This is a genomic window from Jannaschia rubra (genome assembly GCF_001403735.1).
GTDB classification, from domain to species: Bacteria; Pseudomonadota; Alphaproteobacteria; order Rhodobacterales; family Rhodobacteraceae; genus Jannaschia; species Jannaschia rubra.
The window spans coordinates 243,875-267,724 of record NZ_CXPG01000020.1 but is presented as its reverse complement, the minus strand read 5'-3'; the positions used below and the strand labels follow the sequence as shown (position 1 = coordinate 267,724).

Sequence of the window (23,850 nt, the reverse complement as noted above, 5' to 3'; positions counted from 1 at the left end):
AGGGGTCGGGACCATGTCCTTCATCGACCGGGGGGGCGTGCAATCGCACGCCCTCTTCCATCTGCGGCGCAGGGGGTGGGCGGTGCTGCGCTTCGCGGGGCAGATCACCTTCACCTTCTTCGGCCTGCTGCTGGCGACCTTCCTGATCGGACGGGTCGTGCCGGTCGATCCGGTGCTGGCCGTCGTGGGCGACCGCGCCAGCCAGTCGACCTATGACGCGGCCTACATCGCGCTCGGCCTCGACAAGCCGCTTTGGGAGCAGTTCTACCTCTATACCGTCCGCGTCCTGCAAGGCGACTTCGGCCAGTCCTTCCTGACCAAGCGCCCCATCGTCGAGGACATCGCCCGCGTCTTTCCCGCCACGCTGGAGCTTGCGACCGTCGCCATCCTGCTGGGCACGCTGATCGGAGTGCCCGTGGGCGTTCTGGCGGCCGTGCGCCAGGGGCGCCTGACCGACCAGATCGTGCGCGTGCTGGGCCTCGTGGGGTATTCGGCGCCGATCTTCTGGCTGGGGCTTCTGGGCCTTCTGGTGTTCTACGCCAACCTCGGCTGGGTCGCCGGGCCGGGGCGCATCGACATCGCCTATGAATACAACTTCACCAAGGTTACGGGCATCCTGCTGATCGACACGGCAATCGCGGGCGAATGGGCCGCATTCGGCAACGTCGTGTCGCACCTGGCACTGCCCGCGACGCTGCTGGGCTATTTCTCGATGGCCTACATCAGCCGCATGACCCGCAGCTTCATGCTGGCCGAACTCGCGCAGGAATACGTCACCACCGCCCGCGTCAAGGGCGTGTCCGAGGCGCGGATCATTTGGGGCCACGCCTTGCGGAACGCGGCAGTGCCGCTGGTGACGGTGATCGCGCTCAGCTATGCCTCCCTGCTCGAAGGGTCGGTGCTCACCGAGACGGTCTTCGCCTGGCCGGGGCTGGGAATGTATCTGACCAATTCGCTCCAGAACGCGGACATGAACGCCGTGCTGGGGTGCACGCTGGTGATCGGGGCGATCTTCGTGGGGCTGAACCTTCTGTCGGACCTTCTCTATGCGGTGCTCGACCCGCGGGTGCGGCGGTCATGATCGGGGCCGCGCGCCGCGACTGGCTGCTGACCGAGGCGCCGGCCTCGCGCCGTCAGGCGCGGCTGGGGCAGAGCTATCGCCTTTGGATGGCGTTCAGCCGCAACAGGCTGGCGATGGTGGGGCTGGGCATCGTCCTGGCGCTGGTGGCCATGGCGATCTTCGCCGACGTCATCGCGCCCTACGACCCGCTGCGGGGCGGCGGCCTGCGAACCGCGCGCCTGCTTCCGCCCAGCGCGGAGCACCTGATGGGCACCGACGACCAGGCCCGCGACATCTTCAGCCGCATCGTCCACGGCAGCCGCATCACCCTGATGGTGGTGGCGCTGGTCGCGGTGATCGCCACGCCCATCGGCCTGCTGGTGGGCACCTGCGCGGGCTATTTCGGCGGCTGGGTCGATACCGTGCTGATGCGCATCACCGACGTGTTCCTGGCGTTTCCCCGCCTGATCCTTGCGCTGGCCTTCGTCGCGGCCCTCGGGCCGGGCATCGAGAACGCGATCATCGCCATCGCCATCACCTCCTGGCCGCCCTATGCGCGCCTCGCGCGGGCCGAGACCCTGACGATCCGCGACACCGACCACATCGCCGCGATCCGGCTGCAGGGGGCGTCGTCGGCGCGCATCCTCTGGGGGCATGTCACGCCGCTCTGCCTGTCGTCGGTGATCGTGCGCGTGACGCTCGACATGGCGGGCATCATCCTGACGGCGGCAGGCCTCGGGTTCCTGGGGCTCGGCGCGCAGCCGCCGCAGCCCGAATGGGGTGCCATGATCGCCGCGGGGCGGGGCTACATCATCGACTACTGGTGGGTCGCCACGATGCCGGGCATCGCCATCTTCGTCGTCTCGCTGGGCTTCAACCTGCTGGGTGACGGGTTGCGCGACATCCTCGACCCGAAGGCGCGGACATGAGCCTGATCTCGGTCCGCGACCTGACCGTCAGCTTTCCCACCCGCGACGGCTGGGTCGACGTGGTCCGCGACGTGTCCTTCGACCTGGGGCGCGAGCGCCTCGGCATCGTGGGCGAGAGCGGATCGGGCAAATCGCAGACGGGCCGCGCCCTGCTGGGGCTGACGCCGCCGCCAGGGCGGGCGCGGGCCGAACGGCTGGATTTCGACGGACAGGACCTGCGCCGTGCGACGGCCCGCGACTGGCGCGCGATCCGGGGCCGGCGCATCGCCATGGTGATGCAGGACCCGAAATATTCGCTGAACCCCGTCATGACCATCGGCGCCCAGATGCGCGAGGCCGGGCGCATCGCAGGCGTGGCCGACCCCGCCTCCACCGCGCACCGCACGCTGGAGGCGGTGCAGATCCGCGATGCGGACCGCGTGCTGGGCGCCTATCCGCATGAGCTGTCGGGCGGCATGGGACAGCGCGCGATGATCGCCATGATGCTGATGGCCGAACCGGAAGTGTTGATCGCCGATGAGCCGACGAGCGCGCTCGACGTCACCGTTCAGGTCGAAGTGCTGCGCATCCTCGATGATCTGGTGCGCGACAGGGGGATGGGCCTCGTCTTCATCAGCCATGACCTGCGGCTGGTCTCGACCTTCTGCGACCGGGTGCTGGTGATGTATGCCGGCAAGGTGGTGGAGGAACTGGCCGCCGCGGATCTGGATCGTGCGAAACATCCCTATACCCGCGGCCTCCTGAACTGCCTGCCGCGTCTCGACCGCGAACCGGGCCCCCTCCCCACCCTCGACCGGCAGGAGGAATGGGCCCTGTGACCCTGCTGTCGATCCAGGATCTCAACGTCGTCTTCCCGGGCAAGTCCGGCCCGGTCCACGCCGTCCGGGGCGTATCGATCGACGTGACGCGCGGCGAAAGCTACGGCCTTGTGGGCGAAAGCGGGTCGGGCAAGTCCACCGTCCTGCGCGCCGTCGCGGGGCTGGCCCCCGTCAGCGAGGGCACCATCACCCTCGACGGGCAGACCCTTGGCCGCAAGCGCGACCGCGCCTTCTATCGCCGCGTGCAGATGGTGTTCCAGGACCCCTACGGCAGCCTGCACCCCCGCCACACGGTCGACCGCGTGCTGTCCGAGCCGCTGGCGATCCACCGGATGGGCGACGCCGAGAAGCGCATCGCCCGCGCGCTCGACGAGGTGGGGCTGGGCCAGGGCTTCCGCTTTCGCTTTCCGCATCAGCTGTCGGGCGGCCAGCGGCAGCGGGTGGCCATCGCCCGCGCCCTGATCCTGGAGCCGGAGATCATGCTGCTGGATGAGCCGACCTCGGCGCTCGACGCGTCGATCCAGGCCGAGGTGCTGAATCTCCTGGACCGGCTGCGGGTCGAGCGCGGCCTGACCTACGTCATGGTCAGCCACGATCTGGGCGTCGTGGCGCACATGTGCGAACGCCTGTCCGTGATGGAACAGGGCCGCGTGGTCGAGACGCTGACCCGCGCCGACCTGCGGGCGCTGCGTGCGACGCAGCCCTACACCCAACGCCTTCTCGCCGCCTCGCGCGGTTTCACCCGTGCGGACCCCGTAACATGATCCAGCCCATCTTCGACGGACATAACGACCTTCTGCTGCGCCTGCTGAACCTGCCGGAAGACCGGCGCGACGACGCCTTCCTGCGGGGCGACGGCAAGGGGCAACTGGACCTGCCCAGGATACAGGCGGGCAGCTTCGCGGGCGGCATGTTCGCGATCTACATCCCTTCGCCCGACGACGGCGTCGACCATGACGTCGCCATGGGCCGCGTGCCCTACGACCTTCCCCTGCCCGAGCGTATGCCCCGCGCCGCGTCGCAGGCCATAGCGCTCGACATGGCGGGCATCCTGCTTCGGCTGGAGCGGGTGTCGAAGGGCGCGCTCCGCGTCTGCCGCACCGCCGCCGAGATCGAGGCGGCACGCACGGCCGGCGCCGTCGCCGCCGTGATGCACATGGAGGGGGCGGAGGCCATCGGGACCGACCTCGACGCGCTGCACGCCTTCCACGCGATGGGGCTGCGGACGCTCGGCCCCGTCTGGTCGCGGCCCACCGCCTTCGGCCACGGCGTGCCGTTCCGGTTTCCCTCCGACGGCGACACAGGGCCGGGCCTGACGCCCGCCGGGCGCGACCTCGTGCGCGAATGCAACGCGCTGCGGATCATGCTGGACCTGTCGCACCTGAACGCAAAGGGTCTCGACGACGTGGCCGCGCTGTCGGATGCGCCGCTGGTGGCGACCCATTCGGGCGTCCACGCCATCTCGCCCTCCAGCCGCAACCTGACCGACCGGCAACTCGACACCATCGCCGCCTCGGGCGGTCTCGTGGGCCTGAACTTCGCGGTGGGGTTCCTGCGGCCCGACGGGGGGCGCGACCCGGACATGGACCTCGACGTGATGCTGCGCCATCTCGACCACCTGCTGGGCAAGCTGGGCGAGGGCGGCGTGGCGCTCGGCTCCGACTTCGACGGCGCCGTCATGCCCGCGGCCATCGGCGACGCGGCCGGTCTGCCCGCGCTGGTTCAGGCGATGCGCGATGCGGGCTGGGGCGAGGAGCTGATCGGCCGGATCGCCTGGGGCAACTGGATCGACATGCTGCGGCGGACCTGGGGCGGCTGAGAACCCATCCGGGAACAATCGCCTGCGATTGGACCGCATTCGACATCTCGACCGGAAAGATGGCCGGGGAGATGATCCAATCATCGAAACACGCGGAGCCCCCGGAACTGAAATGCGTCACGAGTTAGATGGCCGGATGCGGCTGTTCGGCAATGTGCTGTCCGCCTTGTGCGTCCTGGCCCTGGCGGTCTGGTGCGCGCTGATCTTCAACCCCCTGACGCACGACCTCGCGGCCCTCGGGTTCAGGACGGGTCGGGAATATACCTTCACCGAGATGGCCACGGCAGCCGCCTTCCTCGGCGCCTTCGTCCTGGGTCTCGGGCTCGGGATCGGCCATGCCCGTTGCGGGGGCGCCTGGTTGCAGGCCGCGGCCTTCCTGGTCTTTGCCGGGGTCGCCGCCTTCGCCTGCCTGGAGGAGGTGCAGTATTTCCAGCCTCTGCTCGGCTACGACATTCCCGAATGGATGCTCGACGCCAACGCACAGCAGGAGTTCACCTTCCACAACATCGGTGAGCTTCACGGCCGCCCGGAGTACTTCTACCTCGTCTTCTGCGTCGCCGCATATGCGCTGCATCTGCCACGTGTCCGCGTGCTGCCGCGCGCGATCTGGGCGGACGTCCGCGCGCATCCCTTTCTGCTGCCGATCCTGCACTGCGTCCTTGCCATGACGATCCTCAAGATCGCCGACCGGCTGTTCGACCTGGCCCCGATGATCGAACGGGGCGTGCGCTGGACCACCGAGATCACGGAACTCTACATCGCCCTCTGGGCCCTGCTCTACGTCGCCTTCAAGCTGTGGGAACGCGTCAGCCCCCATCCACGGGCCAGCGGCGGGACCAGTCCTTGAGGAAGGTCACGAAGGTCTGCACCTTGGCGGTGCGGTGCAGGTCGACGTGGGTGACGAGCCAGAGCTGGCTGTTCCATTCCGGGCGCGGCGGGAACAGAAGCTCGGTCTCCTCGCAGTTGGCTTCGGCCCAGGTGGTCGAGAACCCGATCCCCAGCCCGGCCAGGATGGCGGGACGCGCGGCCGTGATCTCGTTCACCCGGTAGACCACGTTGGCCTGCGGGATGTTCGCCCGCATCCAGGCGAAGAACGACGCGCGGGGGACATCCTCCGCCGATCCGATGAAGGTGTGGCTGCCCACGTCGTCAAGATCGTCGAGCCGCCCGTGCCGCGCGATATAGTCCTTCGACGCATAGAGCCCGAAGCCCTGATCGTAGAACTTCTGCACCACGTTGTCGGGCTGATCGGGGGGCGAGCCTGCGCGGATGGCCACATGCGCCTCGCCGTATTCCAGGCGGAACACCCGTTCGTCGGTCAGGAACCTGACGGTGACGTCGGGGTGTTCCTCGCGGAAGGCGGCGAGCGCGGGCGACAGGAGGGGGGCGAGAATGGCGAGCGAGGTGATGATGAGCTCGCCCGTCACCTCGTTCCCGCGACCGCGGATGCGGTTGGCAAGCTGTGCGAACTGGTCGTCGGCCGCCCGTGCGACCTTGAACAGGTCCTGCCCCGCCTCGGTCGGCGTGTAGCCGCGCGCATGACGCTGGAACAGCTTGGTGCCCAGCGAGGCCTCAAGGTTGTCGACATGGCGGATCACGGTCGCATGATGCACGCCCAGCGCCTGCGCCGCGCCCGAAACGGTCCCCAGCCGCGCGACGTGATAGGCGGTGCGGACCTCGTCCCAGCCATTGACTGCCATCTGTGCGATTCTCCACGGCTGCATTGCAAGGACCCTAACATCCGTGCGTGCGGGCAGAAAGGCGCAACCACGCGGGAATGCACAGGAGACCTGCGCCCGCCGGGATATCGGTGCGGAAAACGGGTCTTTAGGTTTCAGATGGCAACGCTCTGAAAGGACACCCGGATGACCCGTATCCTGCGTATCGACAGCTCGGCCCAGGCCGAAGGCTCCATCACCCGAACCATGCTCGACCGGATCGAGGCGCGGGTGGGGCAGGCAGACCTCCGCCGCGACCTCGGCGAAGATGCCCTGCCCCAGATCGACCGCTGCTGGGTCGCGGCGAGCCGGGCCCCCGAAGCCGAGCGCACTGCGGACCATCGCGCCGCGCTCGCCCTGTCGGACGCGCTGATCGCCGAGATCGAGGCCGCGGACCTTCTCCTGATCGGGGTCCCCATCTACAACTTCGGCGTTCCCGGCGCGCTCAAGATCTGGGTCGACCTGATCTGCCGCCCCGGCGTCACCTTCCGCTATGACGTGGCCGGCCCCGAGGGGCTGCTGCGCGGCAAGAGCGCGATCCTGGCCGTGGCCTCGGGCGGCACGGAGGTGGGGTCGGAGGCCGATTTCGCCACCGCCTACATGCGTCACGTCCTGGCATTCGTCGGCATCACCGACACGACCGTCGTGGCGACCGACCGGCACATGGCGCGGGGCGACGACGCCCCCCGCGAGGCAAGGATGCAGATCGCCGCGCTGGCCGCCTGATGCCGCCCCCTGGCCCCCCGGCTTGACGCGGCGGGCCGGGGGGCGTAACAGAGCCGCCGACTCCGGATGCCCCGTGCCTCCGGTCCCCGACGATCCGGGGATCGCCCTCCGCCAGCGTTTCACGCCCGCGGGGGCGTTCGCGCATTGAGCCGCCGTTCCGGCCGGCACCGACTGGAGAGTGAGACGCCATGTTCGAGAGCCTGTCAGACCGCCTGGGCGGCGTCTTCGACCGCCTGACCAAGCAGGGCGCCCTGTCCGAGGACGACGTCCGCACCGCCATGCGCGAGGTCCGCGTCGCCCTGCTGGAAGCCGACGTCTCGCTGCCGGTCGCGCGGGATTTCGTCAAGCGCGTCACGCAGAAGGCCACGGGCGCGGCCGTCACCAAGTCGATCACGCCGGGCCAGCAGGTCATCAAGATCGTCCACGACGAACTGGTGCAGATGCTGGCGGGTGACGAGGGCATTCCGCCGCTGAAGATCGACAACCCGCCCGCGCCCATCCTGATGGTGGGTCTTCAGGGGTCGGGCAAGACGACGACGACCGGCAAGCTCGCCAAGCGGCTGACCGAGCGTGAGGGCAAGCGCGTGCTGATGGCCTCGCTCGACGTGAACCGGCCCGCGGCGATGGAGCAGCTGGCGATCCTGGGCACCCAGATCGGCGTCGACACCCTGCCCATCGTGGCCGGGCAGCGGCCGGTCGACATCGCCAAGCGCGCGAAGCAGCAGGCCAGCTTGGGCGGCTATGACGTCTACCTGCTCGACACCGCCGGGCGGCTCCAGATCGACCAGGTGCTGATGGACGAGGTCGCAGCCGTCCACGCCGCCGTCCAGCCGCGCGAGACGCTTCTGGTGGTCGACGGCCTGACCGGGCAAGTCGCCGTCGAGGTGGCCGAGGAGTTCGACGCCAAGGTCGGCGTCACCGGCGTCGTGCTCACGCGGATGGACGGCGACGGGCGCGGCGGGGCCGCCCTGTCCATGCGGGCCGTGACCGGCAAGCCCATCCGCTTCGTGGGCCTGGGCGAGAGGATGGACGCGCTCGAGACCTTCGAGCCGCAGCGCATCGCGGGCCGCATCCTCGGCATGGGCGACATCGTGGCCCTGGTCGAGAAGGCGCAGGAGGTCATGGAGGTCGAGGCCCAGGAGCGCATGATGAAGCGCTTCCAGAAGGGCCTGTTCAACATGAACGACCTCAAGGGCCAGTTGCAGCAGATGCAGAAGATGGGCGGCATGGAAGGCCTGATGGGCATGATGCCGGGCATGGGCAAGGCGTCGAAGCAGATGGCCGCCGCCGGTATCGACGACTCGGTCCTCAAGCGCCAGATCGCCCTGATCGACTCGATGACCAAGAAGGAACGCGCCAACCCCGCGATCCTCCAGGCCAGCCGCAAGAAGCGCATCGCGGCGGGCGCGGGGCTCGAGGTGCAGGAGTTGAACCAGCTTCTCAAGATGCACCGCCAGATGGCCGACATGATGAAGAAGCTCGGCAAGGGCGGGATGCTCAAGAAGGCCATGGCGATGATGGGCGGCAAGGGCGGCGGCATGCCCGACCCCTCGCAGATGGACCCCGCCGCGCTGGAGGCGGCGAGCCGCCAGCTGGGCCAGATGAAGGGCATGCCGGGCCAGAACCCCTTTGGCGGCGGCGGCCTTCCGGGCCTGTCGGGCATCGGCAAGAAGAAGTGACGGACGCCCCGATCATCGAGACGGAGCGCCTGCGCCTGCGTGCCCACCGGGCCGCGGACTTTCCCGTCCTGCTCGGCATCGTCCGGTCCGATCACGGCCGGTTCCTGCATGCGCCCGACAGCGACGACGGCGTCTGGTACGGCGTGACCGCCGAGGCCGGGGCGTGGGGCATCTACGGCTGGGGCGGCTGGGCCATCGAGCGGCGCGCCGACGGGGTCTGCATCGGCCAGGTCGCGCTGACGCAGCCGCCGCGTTTTCCCGAACTCGAGCTGGGCTGGATGCTGACGGCCGAAGCACAGGGCCAGGGCCTTGCGTTCGAGGCGGCCTCCGCCGCGCGCGACCATGCGTTCGGTCCCATGGGCCGCGACACCGTCGTCAGCTACATCACGCCCGCCAACAGCCGCTCGGTCGCGCTGGCCGAACGGCTGGGCGCGCGCCACGACCCGCAGGCCGCGCTGCCCAGGGGCGAAACGACGCAGGAAACAGCGGTCTACCGTCACGGGGCACGCTCGTGATCGCCCCCCGGACCATCCCCGTGACGCCCCCCGCCGCGGCGCGCGCCGCGTCGCTGGAGCAGATCGTGCCGGTCCTGCGGACGGCGCGCTGCGTCCTCCGCGCGCCGCGCCTGACGGATTTCGACGCGCTGCATGCGATCACCGGCAGCGAGCGGATCGGCCTGACCGGCCCCTCGACCCCGGCCGAAAGCTGGGCCGATTTCTGCTCGATGACGGCCACCTGGATGTTGCGCGGTCATGGCATGTGGACCGTCGAACATGCGGATGACATCGCGGGCTTCGTCCTGATCGGGACCGAGCCGGGCGACCGGGAGCATGAGTTGGGCTTTCTGCTGACCCCAGAACACGAAGGGCGCGGTCTTGCGCTGGAGGCGGCAACCGCCGCCCGCGACCACGCCCGGTCGGTCCTGCGCCTGCCGTCGCTCGTCAGCTATGTCGCGCGCGGAAACACCCGGTCGGAACGGCTGGCGGCGCGGCTGGGCGCGCGGCCCGACGGCACGCTGTTCGACGGCCGGGTCACTGTCTGGCGGCACTGGAAGGAGGCGGCATGACGATCCCCGTCCTCACCACCGAACGCCTGACCCTGCGCGGGCCGCGCCTGTCGGATTTCGACGCCTATGCCGCCTTCCGCGCCAGCGACCGGATGGCGCATCTGGGCGGCCCGGTCGACCGCCCGACGGCCTGGCATCAGTTCTGCGCCCTCGGGGGGCAATGGATCCTGCGGGGCTATGGCCGCTGGATCGTCACGCTGACCGGCGACGACGCACCCCTGGGCGTCGTGGGCCTGTTCCATCCCGACGACTGGCCGGAGCCCGAGATCGCCTGGTCGCTGTTCGATGGCGCCGAAGGGCGCGGCATCGCGCAGGAGGCGGCACGCGCGGCCCGGGACCATGCCTATGGCACGCTGGGGTGGACGACGGCCATCAGCCTGGTCGCCGACGACAACCGCAGGTCGCAGGCGCTGGCCCGGCGGATGGGCTGCACCCGCGACGGGACGTGGCAGCACAACCGTCTGGGCGACATCCCCGTCTGGCGCCACCCCGCCCCGGAGGAGATCGCATGACCGACCCCGCAACCCGCGCCACCGAGATCCTGAAACACCACCGTGCCAGCATCGACCGTCTGGATGCGGTGCTGGTCTATACGCTCGCCGAACGGTTTTCGCACACGCAGGCCGTGGGCAGGCTGAAGGCCGAACACGACCTCCCCCCCTCCGACCCGGAGCGGGAGGCCGTCCAGATCGCCCGGCTCGAAGCCATGGCGAAGGAGGCCGGGCTCGACCCCGGCTTCGCCAAGAAATTCCTCGGCTTCATCATCGAGGAAGTCATCCGACATCACCGGAAACAGCAATCGTAAGAGACGAAAGAAGGAACGAACACATGGCAATGAAGATCCGGCTCGCCCGCGGCGGCTCCAAGAAGCGCCCGCATTACTCCATCGTCGCCGCCGACAGCCGCATGGCCCGCGACGGCCGCTTCATCGAGAAGCTGGGCACCTACAATCCGCTGCTGCCCAAAGATTCCGAGGACCGCGTCAAGATGGACCTGGACCGCGTGAAGCATTGGCTGGGCCAGGGCGCGCAGCCCACGGACCGGGTATCGCGCTTCCTCGAAGCCGCCGGCGTCTCGCCCAAGAAGGAGCGTGCCAACACCAAGAAGGGCGAGCCCGGCAAGAAGGCGCTGGACCGCGTGAAGGAGCGGGCCGAGAAGGCCGCCGCCGCCGTGGCCGCCGCCGCCGAGTCGGTGGTCGAGACGGTGGCCGACGTGGTCTCCGGCGACGACGACAAGAAGGACGAGACCGCGTCCGAGTGACCGGTCTTCGGGGGGCGCGGTCCGCGCCCCCTTTTTCTGCCCGCACCTCTCGCGCAATTCGGGACATCGACATGAAAGACCACGTCTGCCTCGGCGCCGTCACCGGCAGCTACGGCGTGCGCGGCGAAGCCCGCGTCAAGAGCTTCTGCGCGGAGCCTTCCGCCATCGGCGACTACGGCCCGCTGACCGACGACATGGGGCGGACCTACGCCCTGACCGTCGTCCGGCCGGTCAAGGGCGGCTATGCCGTGCGCCTGTCGGGCGTCCCGCACAAGGAAGCCGCCGATGCGCTGAAGGGCCAGCGGCTCTGGGCGCCGCGCTCGGCCCTGCCCGATCCGGGGGAGGAGGAATACTACCACTCCGACCTCATCGGGATGGAGGCCGTCGATACCGGCGGCGCCCCCCTGGGCCGGGTCCACGCCATCCACGACCACGGGGCCGGCGACCTGCTGGAACTGCGGCCCGAGGCCGGTCCCGCGGTTCTGGTTCCCTTTACCCGGACCATCGTGCCGACGGTCGATCTGACGGCGCGCAGGCTGGTGATCGACCCGCCGGGCGGCCTGTTCGATGCGGGGGAGGAACCCGACGACGGGACCGAGGGTTGACTGCGCGTAGCAACCGCAAAGGAAACCACATGCTCGGCTGGATCATCGCCCTCCTCGCCATCGCGGCCATCGCCGCCCTGTTCGGCATGAACAGCGTCTCCGGCGTCGCCCTCTCCGGCGCCAAGATCCTGATCGTCATCGCGCTGGTCATCCTCGTGCTGATGGCTCTCGGGATCTTCGCAATCGCCTGAGCCGGACGACCGACGCTTTCCCATGGGCCGTCCTTGCGATAAGGGCGGCCCATGTCCGATCCGACCCGATCCCATGGCACCCGGCGGGCGCAGCCCTCCGCCATGCCCCGCGACCTGATGGCCGGCGATGCGCCGGATGCGGCCTTCGCGGCCCGCGTCGTTACCCTCTTTCCCGAAGCCTTCCCCGGTGTCCTCGGCCAGTCCCTGACGGGGACGGCGCTCCGCGACGGGCTGTGGTCCCTCGCGACCGTGAACCTGCGCGACTTCGGGCGGGGCCGGCACCGCAAGGTGGACGATACGCCGGCCGGCGGGGGCGCGGGGCTCGTGCTGCGGCCCGACGTGGTGGCCGCCGCGATGCAGGCCGCGGCAGGGCCGGGACCGAACATCTATCTCAGCCCGCGGGGCAGGCCCTTCACGCAGGCCATGGCGCGCGATCTGGCCGCCGGGCCGGGTGTCACGCTTCTTTGCGGGCGGTTCGAGGGGGTGGACGAGCGCGTGCTGGAGCACTTCGACATGTCCGAGGTCTCGCTGGGCGATTTCGTCCTGACCGGGGGCGAGATCGCGGCGCAGGCCCTGCTCGACGCGACGGTGCGCCTGCTGCCGGGGGTGCTGGGCAACATGGCCTCGACCGAGGAGGAGAGTTTCTCGGACGGCCTGCTGGAGCATCCGCAATACACCCGTCCGGCCGAGTGGGAGGGGCGGGCCATCCCCGAGGTGCTGCTGTCGGGCGACCATGGACGCATCGCCGCCTGGCGCCGGAAGCAGGCCGAGGATCTGACCCGCAAACGCCGTCCCGACCTCTGGGCCGCGCGGGACACCGGGGACTGACGACGCGCCCTTGATCCGCCCGCGCGTTGCGCGTAGGAGCACGCCAGACGTATCGCCCCGGCCCGCCGGGGCGCTCTGCGTTGCAACAAAGAAAAGCCGTGCCGCAAAGGCGCAGGACATCATCCGCGGGCAAACCGCGCGCTATCATAGGAGGGTCCGATGGACCTGCTTGCAACGATCGAGGCGGAACAGATCGCCGCACTCGGCCACGACATTCCCGACTTCAAGGCCGGCGACACCATCCGCGTCGGCTTCAAGGTCACCGAAGGCACGCGCACCCGCGTGCAGAACTACGAAGGCGTCTGCATCAGCCGCAAGAACGGCCGCGGCATCGCCGGGTCGTTCACCGTCCGTAAGATCAGCTTCGGCGAGGGCGTCGAGCGGGTGTTCCCGCTGCACTCGACCAACATCGACACGATCGAGGTCGTGCGTCGCGGTCGGGTTCGCCGGTCCAAGCTGTATTACCTGCGCTCGCGCCGCGGCAAATCGGCCCGGATCGTGGAACAGACCAACTACCGCGCACCGTCGGACAAGTAAGGAGCGACCGAGATGAAGAAGGATCTGCATCCCGACTATCACACGATCGACGTCAAGCTCGTCGATGGCACCGTCGTCCAGATGCGGTCGACCTGGGGTACCGAGGGCGCGCAACTGTCGCTCGACGTCGACCCTTCGGTCCACCCTGCCTGGACGGGCGGCACCTCGCGCCTGATGGATACCGGCGGCCGGGTGTCGAAGTTCAAGAACAAGTACGCGGGCCTGGGCTTCTGAACCTGCCCGCCCCCTGCGACCCGCGAACGCCGCCCTCGGGGGCGGCGTTCTGCGTTTGACGTAACGGAATCCGCGTCGTTTCTGCCGAATCGGACGCTTTTCGTTCCCGCGACGATTCGCGGTTGCTGGGCAATCGCGGCTTTGCACCCTAAGAACGCCGTGGACATAGGCTTGGGGACGGAAATGTCGCATATCATCGTGTTCGGGAACGAAAAGGGCGGCTCGGGCAAGTCCACGTCCTGCATGCACACCGCCACGGCGCTGGTGCGTTCGGGAATGCGGGTCGGCGCGCTCGACCTCGACCTGCGGCAACGGACCTTCACGCGCTATCTCGAAAACCGGGCAGAATACGGCGCCCGCCACGGCACCACGCTGCCGACCCCGCAGGTCATGGGCCTGCCCAAGGTCGACCGGTCCGAACTGGCCGAGGGCGAGAACCCCTTCGACAAGTCGCTGGCCCTTGCCGTGGCGCAGCTTCGGCAAAGCTGCGACTATATCATCATCGATTGCCCCGGCAGCCATACCCGGCTCAGCCAGATCGCCCACAGCCTCGCGGACACGCTGGTCACGCCCTTGAACGACAGTTTCGTCGATTTCGACCTGCTGGCCCGGATCGATCCGGACACCGGGCGCATCCTGGGCCCGTCGGTCTATTCCGAGATGGTCTGGCATGCGCGTCAACTGCGCGCCAAGGCGGGCCAGAAGCCGATCGACTGGATCGTCCTGCGCAACCGTCTGGGCGCGCAGGAGATGCACAACAAGCGCAAGATGGGGCAGGCGCTGGAAGACCTGGCCAAGCGGATCGGCTTCCGCGTGGCCCCCGGCTTTTCCGAGCGCGTGATCTTCCGCGAGTTGTTCCCGCGCGGCATGACGCTGCTCGACCTCAAGGACATCGGGATCGCGAACCTGAACCTCTCGAACGTCGCCGCCCGGCAGGAGGTGCGCGACCTGATCCGGTCGCTGAACCTGTCGGGCGTGGAAATGGCCTTCTGAACGGCACCTGCCCGGTGGGTTGACCTCGGACCCGACGCTTGCAACCCTTAGGGGAGACTCGCTTTGCAATAAAGCGTGTTTGCATGAATGCCGCCTGTCTGGCGGCTCCTTCGCGACAGATTGCGAAGGCAAGAACGACAACGAACAGGGAAACCGCCACATGAAGACCAAGATGATGAAGACGGCCGCCTGCGCCGCGCTGGCCACCGGGCTGACGGCCGGCACCGCGATGGCGCAGGACGCCTGCACCGGCGAAATCGTGATCACCGAGATGAACTGGGCCTCCGCCGCCGTCGTGACGGGCGTCGCCAGCTTCCTGATGGAACAGGGATACGGCTGCAACGTGAAGAAGATCCCGTCCTCGACCACGCCGTCGCTGGCCTCGGTCTCCGAGACGGGCAAGCCCGACATCGTGACCGAACTCTGGATCAACGGCACGCCCGCCTACGAGGAGCTGTCGGAGGCCGGGACGATCACCACGCTGACCGACGTGCTGACCCCCGGCGGCGTCGAAGGCTGGTGGATCCCTACCTACCTGGCCGAGGAACACCCCGAACTGACCACCATCGAGGGGCTGCTGGCCAACCCCGAACTGGTCGGCGGCCTGTTCAACCAGTGTCCGGAAGGCTGGGGCTGCAAGAACACCAACGCCGGGATCATCCGTGCGCTCGACCTCGAGAGCCATGGGTTCGAGGTGTTCCAGCACGGCTCGGGCGAGACGATGGCCACGTCGATCGCCTCGGCGGTCGAGGACGGGAAGCCCTGGCTGGGCTACTACTGGGGGCCGACCAGCGTGCTGGGCAAATACGACATGACCAAGGTGGACCTGGGCCCCTACAACGAGGAAGCGCACCTCTGCAACGCCGATCCCGACTGTCTCGACGTGGGCATGTCGTCCTATCCGGTCGGCCCGGTCAAGACGGTCGTGACCACCGATTTCGAGGAGAAATACCCCGAAATCTCGGAGCTGATGTCCAACGTCACCTTCACCGTCGACCAGATGAACGACATCCTGGCCTGGCAGGAGGAGAACAAGGCTTCCAACGACGAGACGGCGGTCTATTTCCTCACCAACTACTCCGACGTCTGGTCGGAATGGGTGAACGACGCCGCCCGCGAGAAGCTGGCCGCCTTCATCCAGTGACATGACATCCGGCGCGGGCCCTCCGGGGCCTGCGCCATTTCGGGCGAACGGCGACAGACCGCAGCCGGCGATAAAGACAATACGGGGAAATCCATGGCCACCTATGACGGAATTTTCAGGGCTCTCGGCCTTGAGAACTGGTGCAGCGACGGCGCGACCGGCGGACCGCTGACCATGGCGGAGATGATCGCCCGCGCGAACGGCACCGTCGTGGAGGGCGCCCCGGCCCCCCGCCCCCCGCTGATGGAGACGCCGTTCCCGTCGCTCGACGCGCTGCACAAGGCCTGCGGTGCGATCCCCCGGTCGCGCGACATGACCGAGGCGGTGGAGCAGGGCTTCCTCGACATCAAGAACCCGCTCAAGGTCGTGCTCGACCCGCTGACCCAGCCGCTGAGCTGGATGCTCGACTTCTCGCTCGAAGCCTTCGAGGCGACGCCGTGGTTCCTGATGATCCCGCTTCTGATGATCCTGACGTGGTTCGCCACGCGCAAGCCGGGCGTGACGCTGTTCGTCGGGCTCGCCTTCGCCTTCATGGGGTTCATCGACTATTACGACGACGCGATCCAGACGCTGTCGATCGTCTTCGTCTGCACCATCATCTGCGTCGTGCTGGGGGTGCCCATCGGCATCGCCATGTCGCGGTCGAACGCGCTGCAACGCGGGATGATCCCGGTTCTCGACATGCTCCAGACGCTGCCGACCTTCGTCTACCTCATCCCGCTCATCTTCCTGTTCTCGGTCACGGAATCCAAGCTCTACGGCATCGCCATCATCCTCTATGCCATCGTGCCCGTCATCCGGCTGACCGATCTCGGCATCCGGCTCGTCGACCGCGACGTGATCGAGGCGGCCGATGCCTTCGGCATGTCCTCGCGCCAGAAACTCTGGGGAGTGCAGGTTCCACTGGCCCTGCCCAACATCATGGCGGGCATCAACCAGACCATCATGATGTCGCTCGCCATGGTCGTCATCGCCTCGCTGGTCTCGGCGCCGGGTCTGGGGGTCAAGGTGCTCGCCGGCATCCGCAACCTGGAACTGGGCGTGGGCCTTGTCGCGGGCTTCTGCATCGTGCTTCTCGCGGTCCTTCTCGACCGTTCCACAAAGGCCGCCCTGAGCCGCATCGACGCGAGTGCCCGCTGATGACCGATACCGATACACCCGAGGTCAAGGTCTCGATCCGCAACCTCTACAAGATCTTCGGCCCCGAGGCCGAGGCGATGATGGCTTATGTCCGCGACGGCATGGGCAAGGCTGAGCTGCTGGAGGAACACAATCACGTCCTCGGCCTGCAGGACATCAACGTCGATGTGCGCGCGGGCCGGATCACCGTCATCATGGGCCTGTCCGGCTCGGGCAAGTCCACCCTGATCCGCCACCTGAACCGGCTGATCGATCCCACCGCGGGCGAGGTCATCGTCAACGGCGAGGACGTGCTGGCCTACAACGGCGCGCGTCTGGCGCAGCTGCGCCAGAACACCATGTCGATGGTGTTCCAGAAGTTCGCCCTGTTCCCCCATCACACCGTCCTGCGCAACGCGGGCATGTCACGGCGGATCCGGGGCGAGTCGGCCAACGTGGCCGACCGCGAGGGGCAGAAGTGGCTCGAACGGGTCGGGCTCGCCGGCTACGAGGACTATTACCCCGGCCAGCTGTCCGGCGGCATGCAGCAGCGCGTGGGCATCGCCCGCGCCCTGTCGTCCGATTCCGAGATCATGCTGATGGACGAGGCGTTCAGCGCGCTCGACCCCCTGATCCGCACCGACATGCAGGACTTGCTGATCGAATTGCAGCGGGAGTTGCAGAAAACCATCGTGTTCATCACCCACGACCTCGACGAGGCGCTCAAGCTGGCGGATCACCTGGTCATCCTCAAGGACGGCGCCATCGTCCAGCAGGGTGAGCCGCAGGAGATCCTGCTCCATCCGAACGACCCCTACATCATCGACTTCATCGCCGACATCAACCGCGCCCGCGTGCTGCGCGTGGCCTCGGTGATGGAGAAGACGACGCGCGAAGGCTCGGGCCTCGCGGGCGAGGTGGATGCGGGGCAGAACCTCGAATCCGTGATCGCCCTCTCCGAAGGCGACACCAACCTGCACTACCGCGTGATGCGGGACGGCCGGCAGGTGGGGCTTTTGCACATGCGCGACCTGGTGCGCGCGCTGGTCCCCGTCGAAGCCGCGGATCCCGCGCGCCGCGTCGCCTGAGGGCGCGGCGCCTCAGCTCCGGCCGGTGCGGCCCAGCCGCCGCTCCAGCCGCCGCAGGGCCAGCGACAGAAGCACCGTCATCGTCAGGTAGATCAGCGCGACGACGTTGTAGGTCTCGAAATAGCGGAAGTTCCCCGCCGCCGTCAGCTTGCCCAGCTGCGCGATATCGAGAACGCCCACGACCGAGACGAGCGAGCTGTCCTTGACCATGGCCACGAAGTCGTTGCCCAGCGGCGGAAGGATGGTGCGAACGGCCTGCGGCAGCACGATATGGCGGAACCTGTGGTATGGCTTCAGGCCCAGCGCCTTGGCCGCCTCGATCTGGCCTGTGCCGACAGATTGCAGGCCCGCGCGGAAAACCTCGGCGATGAAGGCCGAATAGGCGATCACCAGCGCCAGCACGGCCCGCCAGAGCAGGCTGAAATCGCGGGTCCGCACTTCGGGCAGGCCGAGCCAGTTCCAGAAATGCACGAGGCCCGGCGCGAAGACGAAGGCCACGTAGAGAAGCAGGACGAGGATCGGGATGCCGCGGATGATCTCGACATAGAACCGCGCCACCTGCCGCAGCATCACCGACCCCGACAGCGACATGAGGGCGAGACCCAGCCCGACGACGCAGGCCGCCGCGAAGCTCACCACGGTCACGAGGACGGTGATCCAGATCCCCTGCCGCAGGGTCGCGAGGACCTGCCGCGTCGCCTCGTCCGACAGGACGGCGACATAGGCCCCGGTCAGAAGGACGCCGATGGCCAGCAGCCACCAGGGAAAATCCTCCTGCCCCTCCGTCATCCCGCCGGGCCGGTCAGCCGCCGACCTTGAAGTCGAGGAACCACTTGGTGTTCAGCGCCTCCAGCGTGCCGTCGGCGCGCATCCCGGCGATGGCGGCATTCACGGGGCCGACCAGGTCTGACCCCTTGGGAAAGATGAAGCCGAAATCCTCCGACCCCAAGGGCTCCCCGATGATCTTGAGCGCGCCGTCCGAGGCATCGACATAGCCCTGCCCCGCCGTCCCGTCCGTCAGCACCATGTCGACGTCGCCGGCCCGCAGCGCCTGCACCGTCGCGCCGAACGTCTCGAACAGCTTGATGCGGGGGTTGGCCTCGTCGCCGTCCAGCACCTCATAGACGCCGACGTAGAAGGGCGTCGTGCCCGGCTGCGCCGCCATCAGCAGGTCTTCGTCGGCGGCGAAGCTCGCGGCGTCGGAGAACCCCGCCTCGTCGCCGCGCACCAGCATGACCATCTCGGACCGCATGTAGGGGTCTGAGAAATCCACCGCTTCGCGCCGGTCGTCGCGGATGGTGATGCCGGTCATGCCCATGTCCATCTGGCCCTCGGACACGGCAGGCATCATCGCGTCCCAACTGATGCTCTCGTACTCGGGGACAAAGTTCAGGCGCTCGGCCATCTCGGCCACGGCATCGTATTCCCAGCCGATGGACTTGCCCGTTCCCGTCTCCTTGAACTGAAGGGGCGGATAGGCGTCCTCGGTGGCGATGGTGACGGTTCGGCCGCCCAAGTCGGGCAGGTCGGCGGCCAGGGCGGGGGCGGCGAACAGCGCCAGGGTGACGGCAAGCAGCTTCATGGGCGGAACCCTCCTGTTGGTGCGTCGATCAAGCACCGGAGCGGCGCCCGGCGCAACCCGTCAGACGTCGCTGCAGACGGGGCAGTCGGGCCGCCGTGCCACGCGCACCCGACGCGCGTCGGCATCCAGCCCGTCCCAAAGCAGCATCGTCCCGCGCAGCACCGTGCCCGCGCCGGTGATCTCCTTGATCGCCTCCAGCGCCATGATGCTGCCGACGATGCCGGGAAGCGCGCCGATGACGCCCGCCTCCGCGCAACTCGGCGCCAGACCCTCCGCCGGGGCCTCGGGAAACAGGCAGGCCATGCAGGGCGCGCCGCCCGCGGGGTCGTAGATCGTCACCTGCCCCTCCCACTGGGTGATCGCGCCGGCGATCAGGGGCTTGCCCGTGGCCACCGCGGCGGCGTTGACCATGGCGCGGGTGGAAAAGCTGTCCGATCCGTCGACGATCAGGTCGTAGTCGCCGAACAGCTCCGGCGCGATCTTCGGCGTGAGGCGGCGGTTGTAGGGGCGGAAGGCGACATGGGGGTTCAGGTCGTGGACGGCGGCTTCGGCCGAGAACACCTTGGGCCGGTCGCCCCGCGCGTCGGTGTGCACGATCTGCCGCTGAAGGTTCGACAGCGACACCGTGTCGTCGTCGATCACGCCCAGCGTCCCCACCCCGGCGGCCGCGAGGTAAAGCAGGACCGGAGAGCCGAGGCCCCCGGCCCCGATCACCAGCACCTTCGCATCCTTGAGACGCTTCTGCCCCGCACCCCCCACCTCGCGCAGGACGATATGGCGGGCGTAACGCTCCAGCTCCACCTGCGAGAACGGGCCCGCGGGCGCGGTATCGGCCTTGCGCTCCGCCTCGACCCGCCGCGCCCGGTCTCGCACCCGCAGCAGCCCCTCGCGGTAGGCCAGGACCAGCGCGACGAGACCGCCCAGCACCAGCCATTCGCCCGGCCCGCCGCCGAGGCTCTCGCGCAGGGGATGGCCCGCCGGCAACGCGATCAGCGCGAACAGCACAGCCACATAGAGCAGCGCCAGCATCAGCAGCCGCGCCTGTATCGGTGCCTTCAGCCAGATCCCCAACCCCCAGATCCCGGCCGCGAGGATCAGGACGAGGATCATGCGCCGGTCGATCCGAACCCGTTGCCGCCCCGGTCCGTCCCCGACAACTCCTCCGCGATCTCCCAGCGGGCCTGCACCACGGGGGCGACGACGCCCTGCGCGATCCGCATGCCGTGGGTCACGTCGAAGGGCGCGTCGCCCAGGTTGAGCAGCAGCACCTGCACCGGCCCGCGATAATCGCTGTCGATGGTGCCGGGCGAATTGGCCAACGTGAGGCCGTGCTTCAATGCCAGCCCCGACCGCGGCCGGATCTGCATCTCGTAGCCGTCGGGCAGCGCGATCCGCAGCCCCGTCGAGATCAGCGCCCGGTGCCCCGGCCGGATCGTGACCGTCCGCCCCCCGGTGTCGGCGCGCAGGTCGGCACCCGCCGCGCCCGGCGTCTTGTAGGACGGCAGCGGCAGGTCGGGATCGGCATCGTGGGTACGGTTGACGTGGATAAGGACGCTCATGCGAGGGTCTCCGCTATCTTGGCTGCGAGACGTCGGGCCGTCTCGACCTTGCTGAGGCGCGGCCATTCCTCGACTCCCGCCCCGGTGATGAGGGTGACGGCATTCTCGGCACCCCCCATGATGCCTGTGGCGGGCGACACGTCGTTCGCGACGATCCAGTCGCAGCCCTTGCGCGTGCGCTTGGCGGTCGCATGGGCCACGACGTCATTGGTCTCGGCCGCGAAGCCCACGACCAGGCCGGGGCGGTCCGCCCCCTGCGACACGGTGGCGAGGATGTCGGGGTTCAGCGCGAACTCCAGCGTGGGCGCCGCCCCGCTGCCGTCCTTCTTCATCTTGGTGGCACTTGCATTGGCGACGCGCCAGTCGGCCACGGCGGCGGCCATGACGGCCGCATCGGCCGGCAATGCCGTCTGCACGGCATCCGCCATCTGCCGCGCCGTGGTCACGCGGACGACCGCGACCCCCGCGGGCGGCGGCACCTCGGCCGGGCCGGTGACGAAGGTGACGCGCGCGCCCAGGTCGCGCAACGCGGCGGCGATGGCCGTTCCCTGCGCGCCCGACGACTTGTTGGCGATGTGGCGGACGGGGTCGATGGGCTCATGCGTGGGGCCCGACGTCACCAGGATGTGCCGCCCGGCCAGAGGACCGTCCGCGAAATGCGCCTCGATCGCCGCCAGGATGTCCGGCACCTCGGTCAGCCGCCCGGGTCCGAACTCGCCGCAGGCCATCGCGCCCTCCTCCGGGCCGACGATCAGGATGCCGTCGCCGCGCAGCACGGCAAGGTTGCGCTGCGTCGCCGGATGCTCCCACATCCGCACGTTCATCGCGGGCGCGATCATCACCGGCGTGTCCGTGGCCAGAAGCAGCGTCGTCGCCAGATCGTCCGCCTGCCCCTGCGCCATCCGCGCCATCAGGTTCGCCGTCGCAGGCGCCACGACGATCAGGTCGGCAGCGCGGCTCAACTCGATATGGCCCATCTCGGCCTCGTCGGTCAGGTCGAACAGATCGCGGTAGACCTTGCTCGCCGACAGGGCGGAAACCGACAGGGGGGTCACGAACTGCTCCGCCGCCCGCGTCAGCACGGGCGTGACCGACGCCCCCCGCTCCCGCAGCCGTCGGATCAGTTCCAGCGCGCGGAAGGCGGCGATGCCGCCGCCCACGATCAGCAGGATCTTCTTGTCGCTCAGCATGGCCGCGCCCCCAATCCACCCTTGTTTAGGTCAGCCGCCGCCTCAGCGGAAGGCCACACAGGGGTCGCCCCGTTCCGGGGCAGGCGCATGCAGGATCACGTCCGCCGGCGGCATCTCCTCCCCCTCGCCCTGCACGACCGAGACGACGCGCAGGTCGGGCCGGACGCGGGCGATGGCCGCCGGCACGCCCCAGTCGGCGCGCGCATGGCCGTTGCCCGCGATCAGGACGACGGGCGGACCATGGTCTTTCAGGGCGCGCAGCACGTGGGCCGCGAATCGCGCGTCCATCGCCCGCTGGCGCGCGACGAACCGAAGCAGGGCATCATCGGGCAGCGCGCCGCAATGGGCCGCCTGTTGCAGGGCTTCGCGCCCGGCCTGCTGTTCGGGGGGCAATGGCCCCTCCAACCCGTAGGCGCCCAGCTCGCCCGCAGGCCCCGCGGCACCCAGGATCGGCGCGTCGCTCGCCGCCATGATCGGCGCATACATCGCCATGTCCGGCCAGCCCCCGCCCGACCAGTCGAGCAGCGCATCCAGCGTGTCGGCGTCGCGGGGGGTGTCGGGGGCGATGCGACCCGCCTGATCCTGCGTCAGCATCTCGAAGACGACGGCGGCGGGGTCGATCCCGGCCACCAGACGCGCCTGCACGGCGTGGTGGGTGGGGTTGTCGTGAACCTCGCCCAGCACATAGACATCGGCGGGCGGCAATGTCTGCGCGCCCGCCGGAAGGGTCAGGAGAAGCCAGACGAGGATAGGCCTCAAGCGAGGAAACCCATCACCTCGACGCTCTGCTTCTCAAGCGATTTCCGCATCTTGGCGAAAGCGGCGGCTTCCAGTTGCCGGACCCGCTCCTTCGACAGCGACAGTTCGGTCCCCAGCGACTCCAGCGTCCGGGGGTCTTCGCGCAGCTTGCGCTCGCGGACGATGAACCGTTCCCGGTCATTGAGCGACGACAGCGCCGACAGCAACCATTCGCGCATCATCGCGGCATCGTGCTTCAGCGTCACGAGTTCCTCGGCCTGCTCGCCGTCGTCCTGCAGGGCATCGATCCATTCGCGCCCCTCCTCGTCCGAGGATTGCGTGGCGTTCAGACTGAAATCAGACCCCGACAGCCGCCCCTCCATCATCTCGACGTCGCGCAGGGGCACGCCGACCTCGGTGGCGATCTTCTCGCGCATGGTCTGCCGGTCGAGGATCTCGCCGTTGGCGGCCGCCTCGCGCTCCAACCGGGCCTGCACGCGGCGCAGGTTGAAGAACAGCGACTTCTGGCTGCTGGTGGACCCTGTGCGGACCATGGACCAGTTGCGCATGACGTAATCCTGGATCGACGCCTTGATCCACCAGACGGCATAGGTCGAGAAGCGCACACCCCGGTCGGGATCGAACTTCTCGGCGGCCTTCATCAGGCCCAGCCCGGCCTCCTGGATCAGGTCGTTCATGGGCGCGCCGTAGCGCCGGAACTTCGCGGCCATGGAAATCGCCAATCGCATATAGGCGGTGATGAGCCGGTGCAGGCTCTCCTCGCACCGCTCGTCCCGCCAAGCGTAAGCGAGCTTCAGTTCCGTCTCCGCGTCCAGAAGTTCCGCCTTCATAGCCCGGCGGGAAAGAGACATGTCAGCGTTGAAATCGAGAGCCATATCGAACATTCCCCAACGATCATCTGTCTGACTCGCCTTCGAGCCATTGAAAGCAGTTACGGGCATCCTAC

Annotated in this window: 30 protein-coding genes; 22 read left to right on the top strand and 8 right to left on the bottom strand. The window is 68.6% G+C overall.

From position 1 onward, the window contains the following. The first annotated feature begins 13 nt into the window (after window positions 1-13). From JAN5088_RS10965 to JAN5088_RS10940, 6 genes are all read left to right on the top strand, one after another. A complete protein-coding gene (locus tag JAN5088_RS10965) occupies window positions 14-1,081 on the top strand; it encodes an ABC transporter permease (protein WP_082429952.1) in 1,068 nt (355 codons plus the stop codon). Continuing rightward, window positions 1,078-1,989, top strand: coding sequence for an ABC transporter permease (locus tag JAN5088_RS10960; protein WP_055682850.1), 912 nt, complete (start codon window positions 1,078-1,080; stop codon window positions 1,987-1,989). Before JAN5088_RS10965 ends, JAN5088_RS10960 begins: the two co-directional genes overlap by 4 nt. Continuing rightward, window positions 1,986-2,807: an ABC transporter ATP-binding protein gene (locus JAN5088_RS10955; protein ID WP_055682849.1), complete on the top strand. Its 822-nt coding sequence runs from the start codon at window positions 1,986-1,988 to the stop codon at window positions 2,805-2,807. Before JAN5088_RS10960 ends, JAN5088_RS10955 begins: the two co-directional genes overlap by 4 nt. Then, window positions 2,795-3,571: an ABC transporter ATP-binding protein gene (locus JAN5088_RS10950; RefSeq protein WP_082429950.1), complete on the top strand. Its 777-nt coding sequence runs from the start codon at window positions 2,795-2,797 to the stop codon at window positions 3,569-3,571. The genes JAN5088_RS10955 and JAN5088_RS10950 overlap by 13 nt, the downstream gene beginning before the upstream one ends. Next, window positions 3,568-4,626 carry a dipeptidase gene (locus JAN5088_RS10945; RefSeq protein WP_143114642.1) on the top strand — a complete coding sequence of 353 codons (1,059 nt, stop codon included), beginning with the start codon at window positions 3,568-3,570 and terminating at the stop codon, window positions 4,624-4,626. The genes JAN5088_RS10950 and JAN5088_RS10945 overlap by 4 nt, the downstream gene beginning before the upstream one ends. 112 nt (window positions 4,627-4,738) lie before the next feature. Next, window positions 4,739-5,473 carry a hypothetical protein gene (locus tag JAN5088_RS10940; protein WP_143114640.1) on the top strand — a complete coding sequence of 245 codons (735 nt, stop codon included), beginning with the start codon at window positions 4,739-4,741 and terminating at the stop codon, window positions 5,471-5,473. Here the strand turns inward: JAN5088_RS10940 and JAN5088_RS10935 are convergent. Beyond that, window positions 5,433-6,326: a LysR family transcriptional regulator gene (locus tag JAN5088_RS10935; RefSeq protein WP_055682847.1), complete on the bottom strand. Its 894-nt coding sequence runs from the start codon at window positions 6,324-6,326 to the stop codon at window positions 5,433-5,435. The genes JAN5088_RS10940 and JAN5088_RS10935 overlap by 41 nt on opposite strands. A gap of 165 nt (window positions 6,327-6,491) precedes the next feature. Here JAN5088_RS10935 and JAN5088_RS10930 point away from each other — a divergent pair, with 165 nt between their 5' ends. The 16 genes from JAN5088_RS10930 to JAN5088_RS10860 all read left to right on the top strand — a co-directional run bounded on the left by JAN5088_RS10930 (window position 6,492) and on the right by JAN5088_RS10860 (window position 17,814). Then, entirely contained in the window at window positions 6,492-7,070 is a 579-nt protein-coding gene (locus JAN5088_RS10930; RefSeq protein WP_055682846.1) for an FMN-dependent NADH-azoreductase, read from the top strand. A gap of 188 nt (window positions 7,071-7,258) precedes the next feature. Beyond that, entirely contained in the window at window positions 7,259-8,749 is a 1,491-nt protein-coding gene (gene ffh, locus JAN5088_RS10925) for a signal recognition particle protein (protein WP_055682845.1), read from the top strand. Continuing rightward, window positions 8,746-9,264 carry a GNAT family N-acetyltransferase gene (locus JAN5088_RS10920; protein ID WP_055682844.1) on the top strand — a complete coding sequence of 173 codons (519 nt, stop codon included), beginning with the start codon at window positions 8,746-8,748 and terminating at the stop codon, window positions 9,262-9,264. The genes ffh and JAN5088_RS10920 overlap by 4 nt, the downstream gene beginning before the upstream one ends. A 20-nt stretch (window positions 9,265-9,284) precedes the next feature. Continuing rightward, entirely contained in the window at window positions 9,285-9,815 is a 531-nt protein-coding gene (locus JAN5088_RS10915; RefSeq protein WP_233489766.1) for a GNAT family N-acetyltransferase, read from the top strand. Then, window positions 9,812-10,327 (top strand): GNAT family N-acetyltransferase, encoded by a 516-nt coding sequence (locus JAN5088_RS10910; protein WP_055682842.1) that lies wholly within the window; start codon window positions 9,812-9,814, stop codon window positions 10,325-10,327. Before JAN5088_RS10915 ends, JAN5088_RS10910 begins: the two co-directional genes overlap by 4 nt. Continuing rightward, the gene (locus JAN5088_RS10905; RefSeq protein WP_055682841.1) at window positions 10,324-10,620 is read left to right on the top strand and encodes a chorismate mutase; all 297 of its coding nucleotides are present in this window, start codon (window positions 10,324-10,326) and stop codon (window positions 10,618-10,620) included. Before JAN5088_RS10910 ends, JAN5088_RS10905 begins: the two co-directional genes overlap by 4 nt. Window positions 10,621-10,643: 23 nt before the next feature. Continuing rightward, window positions 10,644-11,075 carry a 30S ribosomal protein S16 gene (gene rpsP, locus JAN5088_RS10900; protein ID WP_055682840.1) on the top strand — a complete coding sequence of 144 codons (432 nt, stop codon included), beginning with the start codon at window positions 10,644-10,646 and terminating at the stop codon, window positions 11,073-11,075. A gap of 71 nt (window positions 11,076-11,146) precedes the next feature. After that, window positions 11,147-11,680, top strand: a complete 534-nt coding sequence (gene rimM / locus JAN5088_RS10895) for a ribosome maturation factor RimM (RefSeq protein WP_055682839.1) — start codon at window positions 11,147-11,149, stop codon at window positions 11,678-11,680. Between the two features lie 29 nt (window positions 11,681-11,709). Further along, window positions 11,710-11,871, top strand: a complete 162-nt coding sequence (locus JAN5088_RS18325; RefSeq protein WP_074962460.1) for a DUF1328 family protein — start codon at window positions 11,710-11,712, stop codon at window positions 11,869-11,871. Between the two features lie 51 nt (window positions 11,872-11,922). Then, window positions 11,923-12,699 (top strand): tRNA (guanosine(37)-N1)-methyltransferase TrmD, encoded by a 777-nt coding sequence (gene trmD / locus JAN5088_RS10890; RefSeq protein ID WP_055682838.1) that lies wholly within the window; start codon window positions 11,923-11,925, stop codon window positions 12,697-12,699. A gap of 159 nt (window positions 12,700-12,858) precedes the next feature. Continuing rightward, window positions 12,859-13,236: a 50S ribosomal protein L19 gene (gene rplS / locus JAN5088_RS10885; protein ID WP_055682837.1), complete on the top strand. Its 378-nt coding sequence runs from the start codon at window positions 12,859-12,861 to the stop codon at window positions 13,234-13,236. A 12-nt stretch (window positions 13,237-13,248) separates the two neighbouring features. Continuing rightward, on the top strand, window positions 13,249-13,470 hold the full coding sequence (gene rpmE / locus JAN5088_RS10880) for a 50S ribosomal protein L31 (RefSeq protein WP_055682836.1): 222 nt from the start codon (window positions 13,249-13,251) through the stop codon (window positions 13,468-13,470). A gap of 183 nt (window positions 13,471-13,653) precedes the next feature. Next, a complete protein-coding gene (locus tag JAN5088_RS10875; protein WP_055682835.1) occupies window positions 13,654-14,463 on the top strand; it encodes a division plane positioning ATPase MipZ in 810 nt (269 codons plus the stop codon). 160 nt (window positions 14,464-14,623) lie between these two features. Then, entirely contained in the window at window positions 14,624-15,607 is a 984-nt protein-coding gene (locus tag JAN5088_RS10870) for an ABC transporter substrate-binding protein (RefSeq protein WP_055683324.1), read from the top strand. A 93-nt stretch (window positions 15,608-15,700) separates the two neighbouring features. Next, entirely contained in the window at window positions 15,701-16,747 is a 1,047-nt protein-coding gene (locus JAN5088_RS10865) for an ABC transporter permease (protein ID WP_055682834.1), read from the top strand. After that, window positions 16,747-17,814: a quaternary amine ABC transporter ATP-binding protein gene (locus tag JAN5088_RS10860; protein ID WP_055682833.1), complete on the top strand. Its 1,068-nt coding sequence runs from the start codon at window positions 16,747-16,749 to the stop codon at window positions 17,812-17,814. The genes JAN5088_RS10865 and JAN5088_RS10860 overlap by 1 nt, the downstream gene beginning before the upstream one ends. Window positions 17,815-17,826: 12 nt before the next feature. Here the strand turns inward: JAN5088_RS10860 and JAN5088_RS10855 are convergent, their stop codons facing one another. The 7 genes from JAN5088_RS10855 to JAN5088_RS10825 are packed head-to-tail and all read right to left on the bottom strand — an operon-like array spanning window position 17,827 to window position 23,779. Then, window positions 17,827-18,603 carry an amino acid ABC transporter permease gene (locus JAN5088_RS10855; protein WP_055682832.1) on the bottom strand — a complete coding sequence of 259 codons (777 nt, stop codon included), beginning with the start codon at window positions 18,601-18,603 and terminating at the stop codon, window positions 17,827-17,829. A gap of 13 nt (window positions 18,604-18,616) precedes the next feature. Then, window positions 18,617-19,396, bottom strand: a complete 780-nt coding sequence (locus tag JAN5088_RS10850) for a transporter substrate-binding domain-containing protein (RefSeq protein ID WP_055682831.1) — start codon at window positions 19,394-19,396, stop codon at window positions 18,617-18,619. A gap of 60 nt (window positions 19,397-19,456) precedes the next feature. After that, window positions 19,457-20,506, bottom strand: a complete 1,050-nt coding sequence (locus JAN5088_RS10845) for a HesA/MoeB/ThiF family protein (protein ID WP_055682830.1) — start codon at window positions 20,504-20,506, stop codon at window positions 19,457-19,459. After that, window positions 20,503-20,955, bottom strand: a complete 453-nt coding sequence (gene dut, locus JAN5088_RS10840) for a dUTP diphosphatase (protein ID WP_055682829.1) — start codon at window positions 20,953-20,955, stop codon at window positions 20,503-20,505. The genes JAN5088_RS10845 and dut overlap by 4 nt, the downstream gene beginning before the upstream one ends. Then, the gene (coaBC, locus tag JAN5088_RS10835; RefSeq protein ID WP_055682828.1) at window positions 20,952-22,145 is read right to left on the bottom strand and encodes a bifunctional phosphopantothenoylcysteine decarboxylase/phosphopantothenate--cysteine ligase CoaBC; all 1,194 of its coding nucleotides are present in this window, start codon (window positions 22,143-22,145) and stop codon (window positions 20,952-20,954) included. The genes dut and coaBC overlap by 4 nt, the downstream gene beginning before the upstream one ends. Before the next feature lie 42 nt (window positions 22,146-22,187). Next, the gene (locus tag JAN5088_RS10830; RefSeq protein ID WP_233489765.1) at window positions 22,188-22,904 is read right to left on the bottom strand and encodes a ChaN family lipoprotein; all 717 of its coding nucleotides are present in this window, start codon (window positions 22,902-22,904) and stop codon (window positions 22,188-22,190) included. Next, a complete protein-coding gene (locus JAN5088_RS10825) occupies window positions 22,901-23,779 on the bottom strand; it encodes an RNA polymerase factor sigma-32 (protein ID WP_055683322.1) in 879 nt (292 codons plus the stop codon). Before JAN5088_RS10825 ends, JAN5088_RS10830 begins: the two co-directional genes overlap by 4 nt. Window positions 23,780-23,850: the final 71 nt, after the last annotated feature.

What these genes read in the sequence shown, in the direction of transcription:
- JAN5088_RS10965 (WP_082429952.1), top strand. Translation starts at nt 14, where the DNA reads ATGTCCTTCATCGACCGGGGGGGCGTGCAATCGCACGCCCTCTTCCAT.
- JAN5088_RS10960 (WP_055682850.1), top strand. Translation starts at nt 1,078, where the DNA reads ATGATCGGGGCCGCGCGCCGCGACTGGCTGCTGACCGAGGCGCCGGCC.
- JAN5088_RS10955 (WP_055682849.1), top strand. Translation starts at nt 1,986, where the DNA reads ATGAGCCTGATCTCGGTCCGCGACCTGACCGTCAGCTTTCCCACCCGC.
- JAN5088_RS10950 (WP_082429950.1), top strand. Translation starts at nt 2,795, where the DNA reads ATGGGCCCTGTGACCCTGCTGTCGATCCAGGATCTCAACGTCGTCTTC.
- JAN5088_RS10945 (WP_143114642.1), top strand. Translation starts at nt 3,568, where the DNA reads ATGATCCAGCCCATCTTCGACGGACATAACGACCTTCTGCTGCGCCTG.
- JAN5088_RS10940 (WP_143114640.1), top strand. Translation starts at nt 4,739, where the DNA reads ATGCGTCACGAGTTAGATGGCCGGATGCGGCTGTTCGGCAATGTGCTG.
- JAN5088_RS10935 (WP_055682847.1), bottom strand. Translation starts at nt 6,326, where the DNA reads ATGGCAGTCAATGGCTGGGACGAGGTCCGCACCGCCTATCACGTCGCG.
- JAN5088_RS10930 (WP_055682846.1), top strand. Translation starts at nt 6,492, where the DNA reads ATGACCCGTATCCTGCGTATCGACAGCTCGGCCCAGGCCGAAGGCTCC.
- ffh (WP_055682845.1), top strand. Translation starts at nt 7,259, where the DNA reads ATGTTCGAGAGCCTGTCAGACCGCCTGGGCGGCGTCTTCGACCGCCTG.
- JAN5088_RS10910 (WP_055682842.1), top strand. Translation starts at nt 9,812, where the DNA reads ATGACGATCCCCGTCCTCACCACCGAACGCCTGACCCTGCGCGGGCCG.
- JAN5088_RS10905 (WP_055682841.1), top strand. Translation starts at nt 10,324, where the DNA reads ATGACCGACCCCGCAACCCGCGCCACCGAGATCCTGAAACACCACCGT.
- rpsP (WP_055682840.1), top strand. Translation starts at nt 10,644, where the DNA reads ATGGCAATGAAGATCCGGCTCGCCCGCGGCGGCTCCAAGAAGCGCCCG.
- rimM (WP_055682839.1), top strand. Translation starts at nt 11,147, where the DNA reads ATGAAAGACCACGTCTGCCTCGGCGCCGTCACCGGCAGCTACGGCGTG.
- JAN5088_RS18325 (WP_074962460.1), top strand. Translation starts at nt 11,710, where the DNA reads ATGCTCGGCTGGATCATCGCCCTCCTCGCCATCGCGGCCATCGCCGCC.
- trmD (WP_055682838.1), top strand. Translation starts at nt 11,923, where the DNA reads ATGTCCGATCCGACCCGATCCCATGGCACCCGGCGGGCGCAGCCCTCC.
- rplS (WP_055682837.1), top strand. Translation starts at nt 12,859, where the DNA reads ATGGACCTGCTTGCAACGATCGAGGCGGAACAGATCGCCGCACTCGGC.
- rpmE (WP_055682836.1), top strand. Translation starts at nt 13,249, where the DNA reads ATGAAGAAGGATCTGCATCCCGACTATCACACGATCGACGTCAAGCTC.
- JAN5088_RS10875 (WP_055682835.1), top strand. Translation starts at nt 13,654, where the DNA reads ATGTCGCATATCATCGTGTTCGGGAACGAAAAGGGCGGCTCGGGCAAG.
- JAN5088_RS10870 (WP_055683324.1), top strand. Translation starts at nt 14,624, where the DNA reads ATGAAGACCAAGATGATGAAGACGGCCGCCTGCGCCGCGCTGGCCACC.
- JAN5088_RS10865 (WP_055682834.1), top strand. Translation starts at nt 15,701, where the DNA reads ATGGCCACCTATGACGGAATTTTCAGGGCTCTCGGCCTTGAGAACTGG.
- JAN5088_RS10860 (WP_055682833.1), top strand. Translation starts at nt 16,747, where the DNA reads ATGACCGATACCGATACACCCGAGGTCAAGGTCTCGATCCGCAACCTC.
- JAN5088_RS10855 (WP_055682832.1), bottom strand. Translation starts at nt 18,603, where the DNA reads ATGACGGAGGGGCAGGAGGATTTTCCCTGGTGGCTGCTGGCCATCGGC.
- JAN5088_RS10850 (WP_055682831.1), bottom strand. Translation starts at nt 19,396, where the DNA reads ATGAAGCTGCTTGCCGTCACCCTGGCGCTGTTCGCCGCCCCCGCCCTG.
- JAN5088_RS10845 (WP_055682830.1), bottom strand. Translation starts at nt 20,506, where the DNA reads ATGATCCTCGTCCTGATCCTCGCGGCCGGGATCTGGGGGTTGGGGATC.
- dut (WP_055682829.1), bottom strand. Translation starts at nt 20,955, where the DNA reads ATGAGCGTCCTTATCCACGTCAACCGTACCCACGATGCCGATCCCGAC.
- coaBC (WP_055682828.1), bottom strand. Translation starts at nt 22,145, where the DNA reads ATGCTGAGCGACAAGAAGATCCTGCTGATCGTGGGCGGCGGCATCGCC.
- JAN5088_RS10825 (WP_055683322.1), bottom strand. Translation starts at nt 23,779, where the DNA reads ATGGCTCTCGATTTCAACGCTGACATGTCTCTTTCCCGCCGGGCTATG.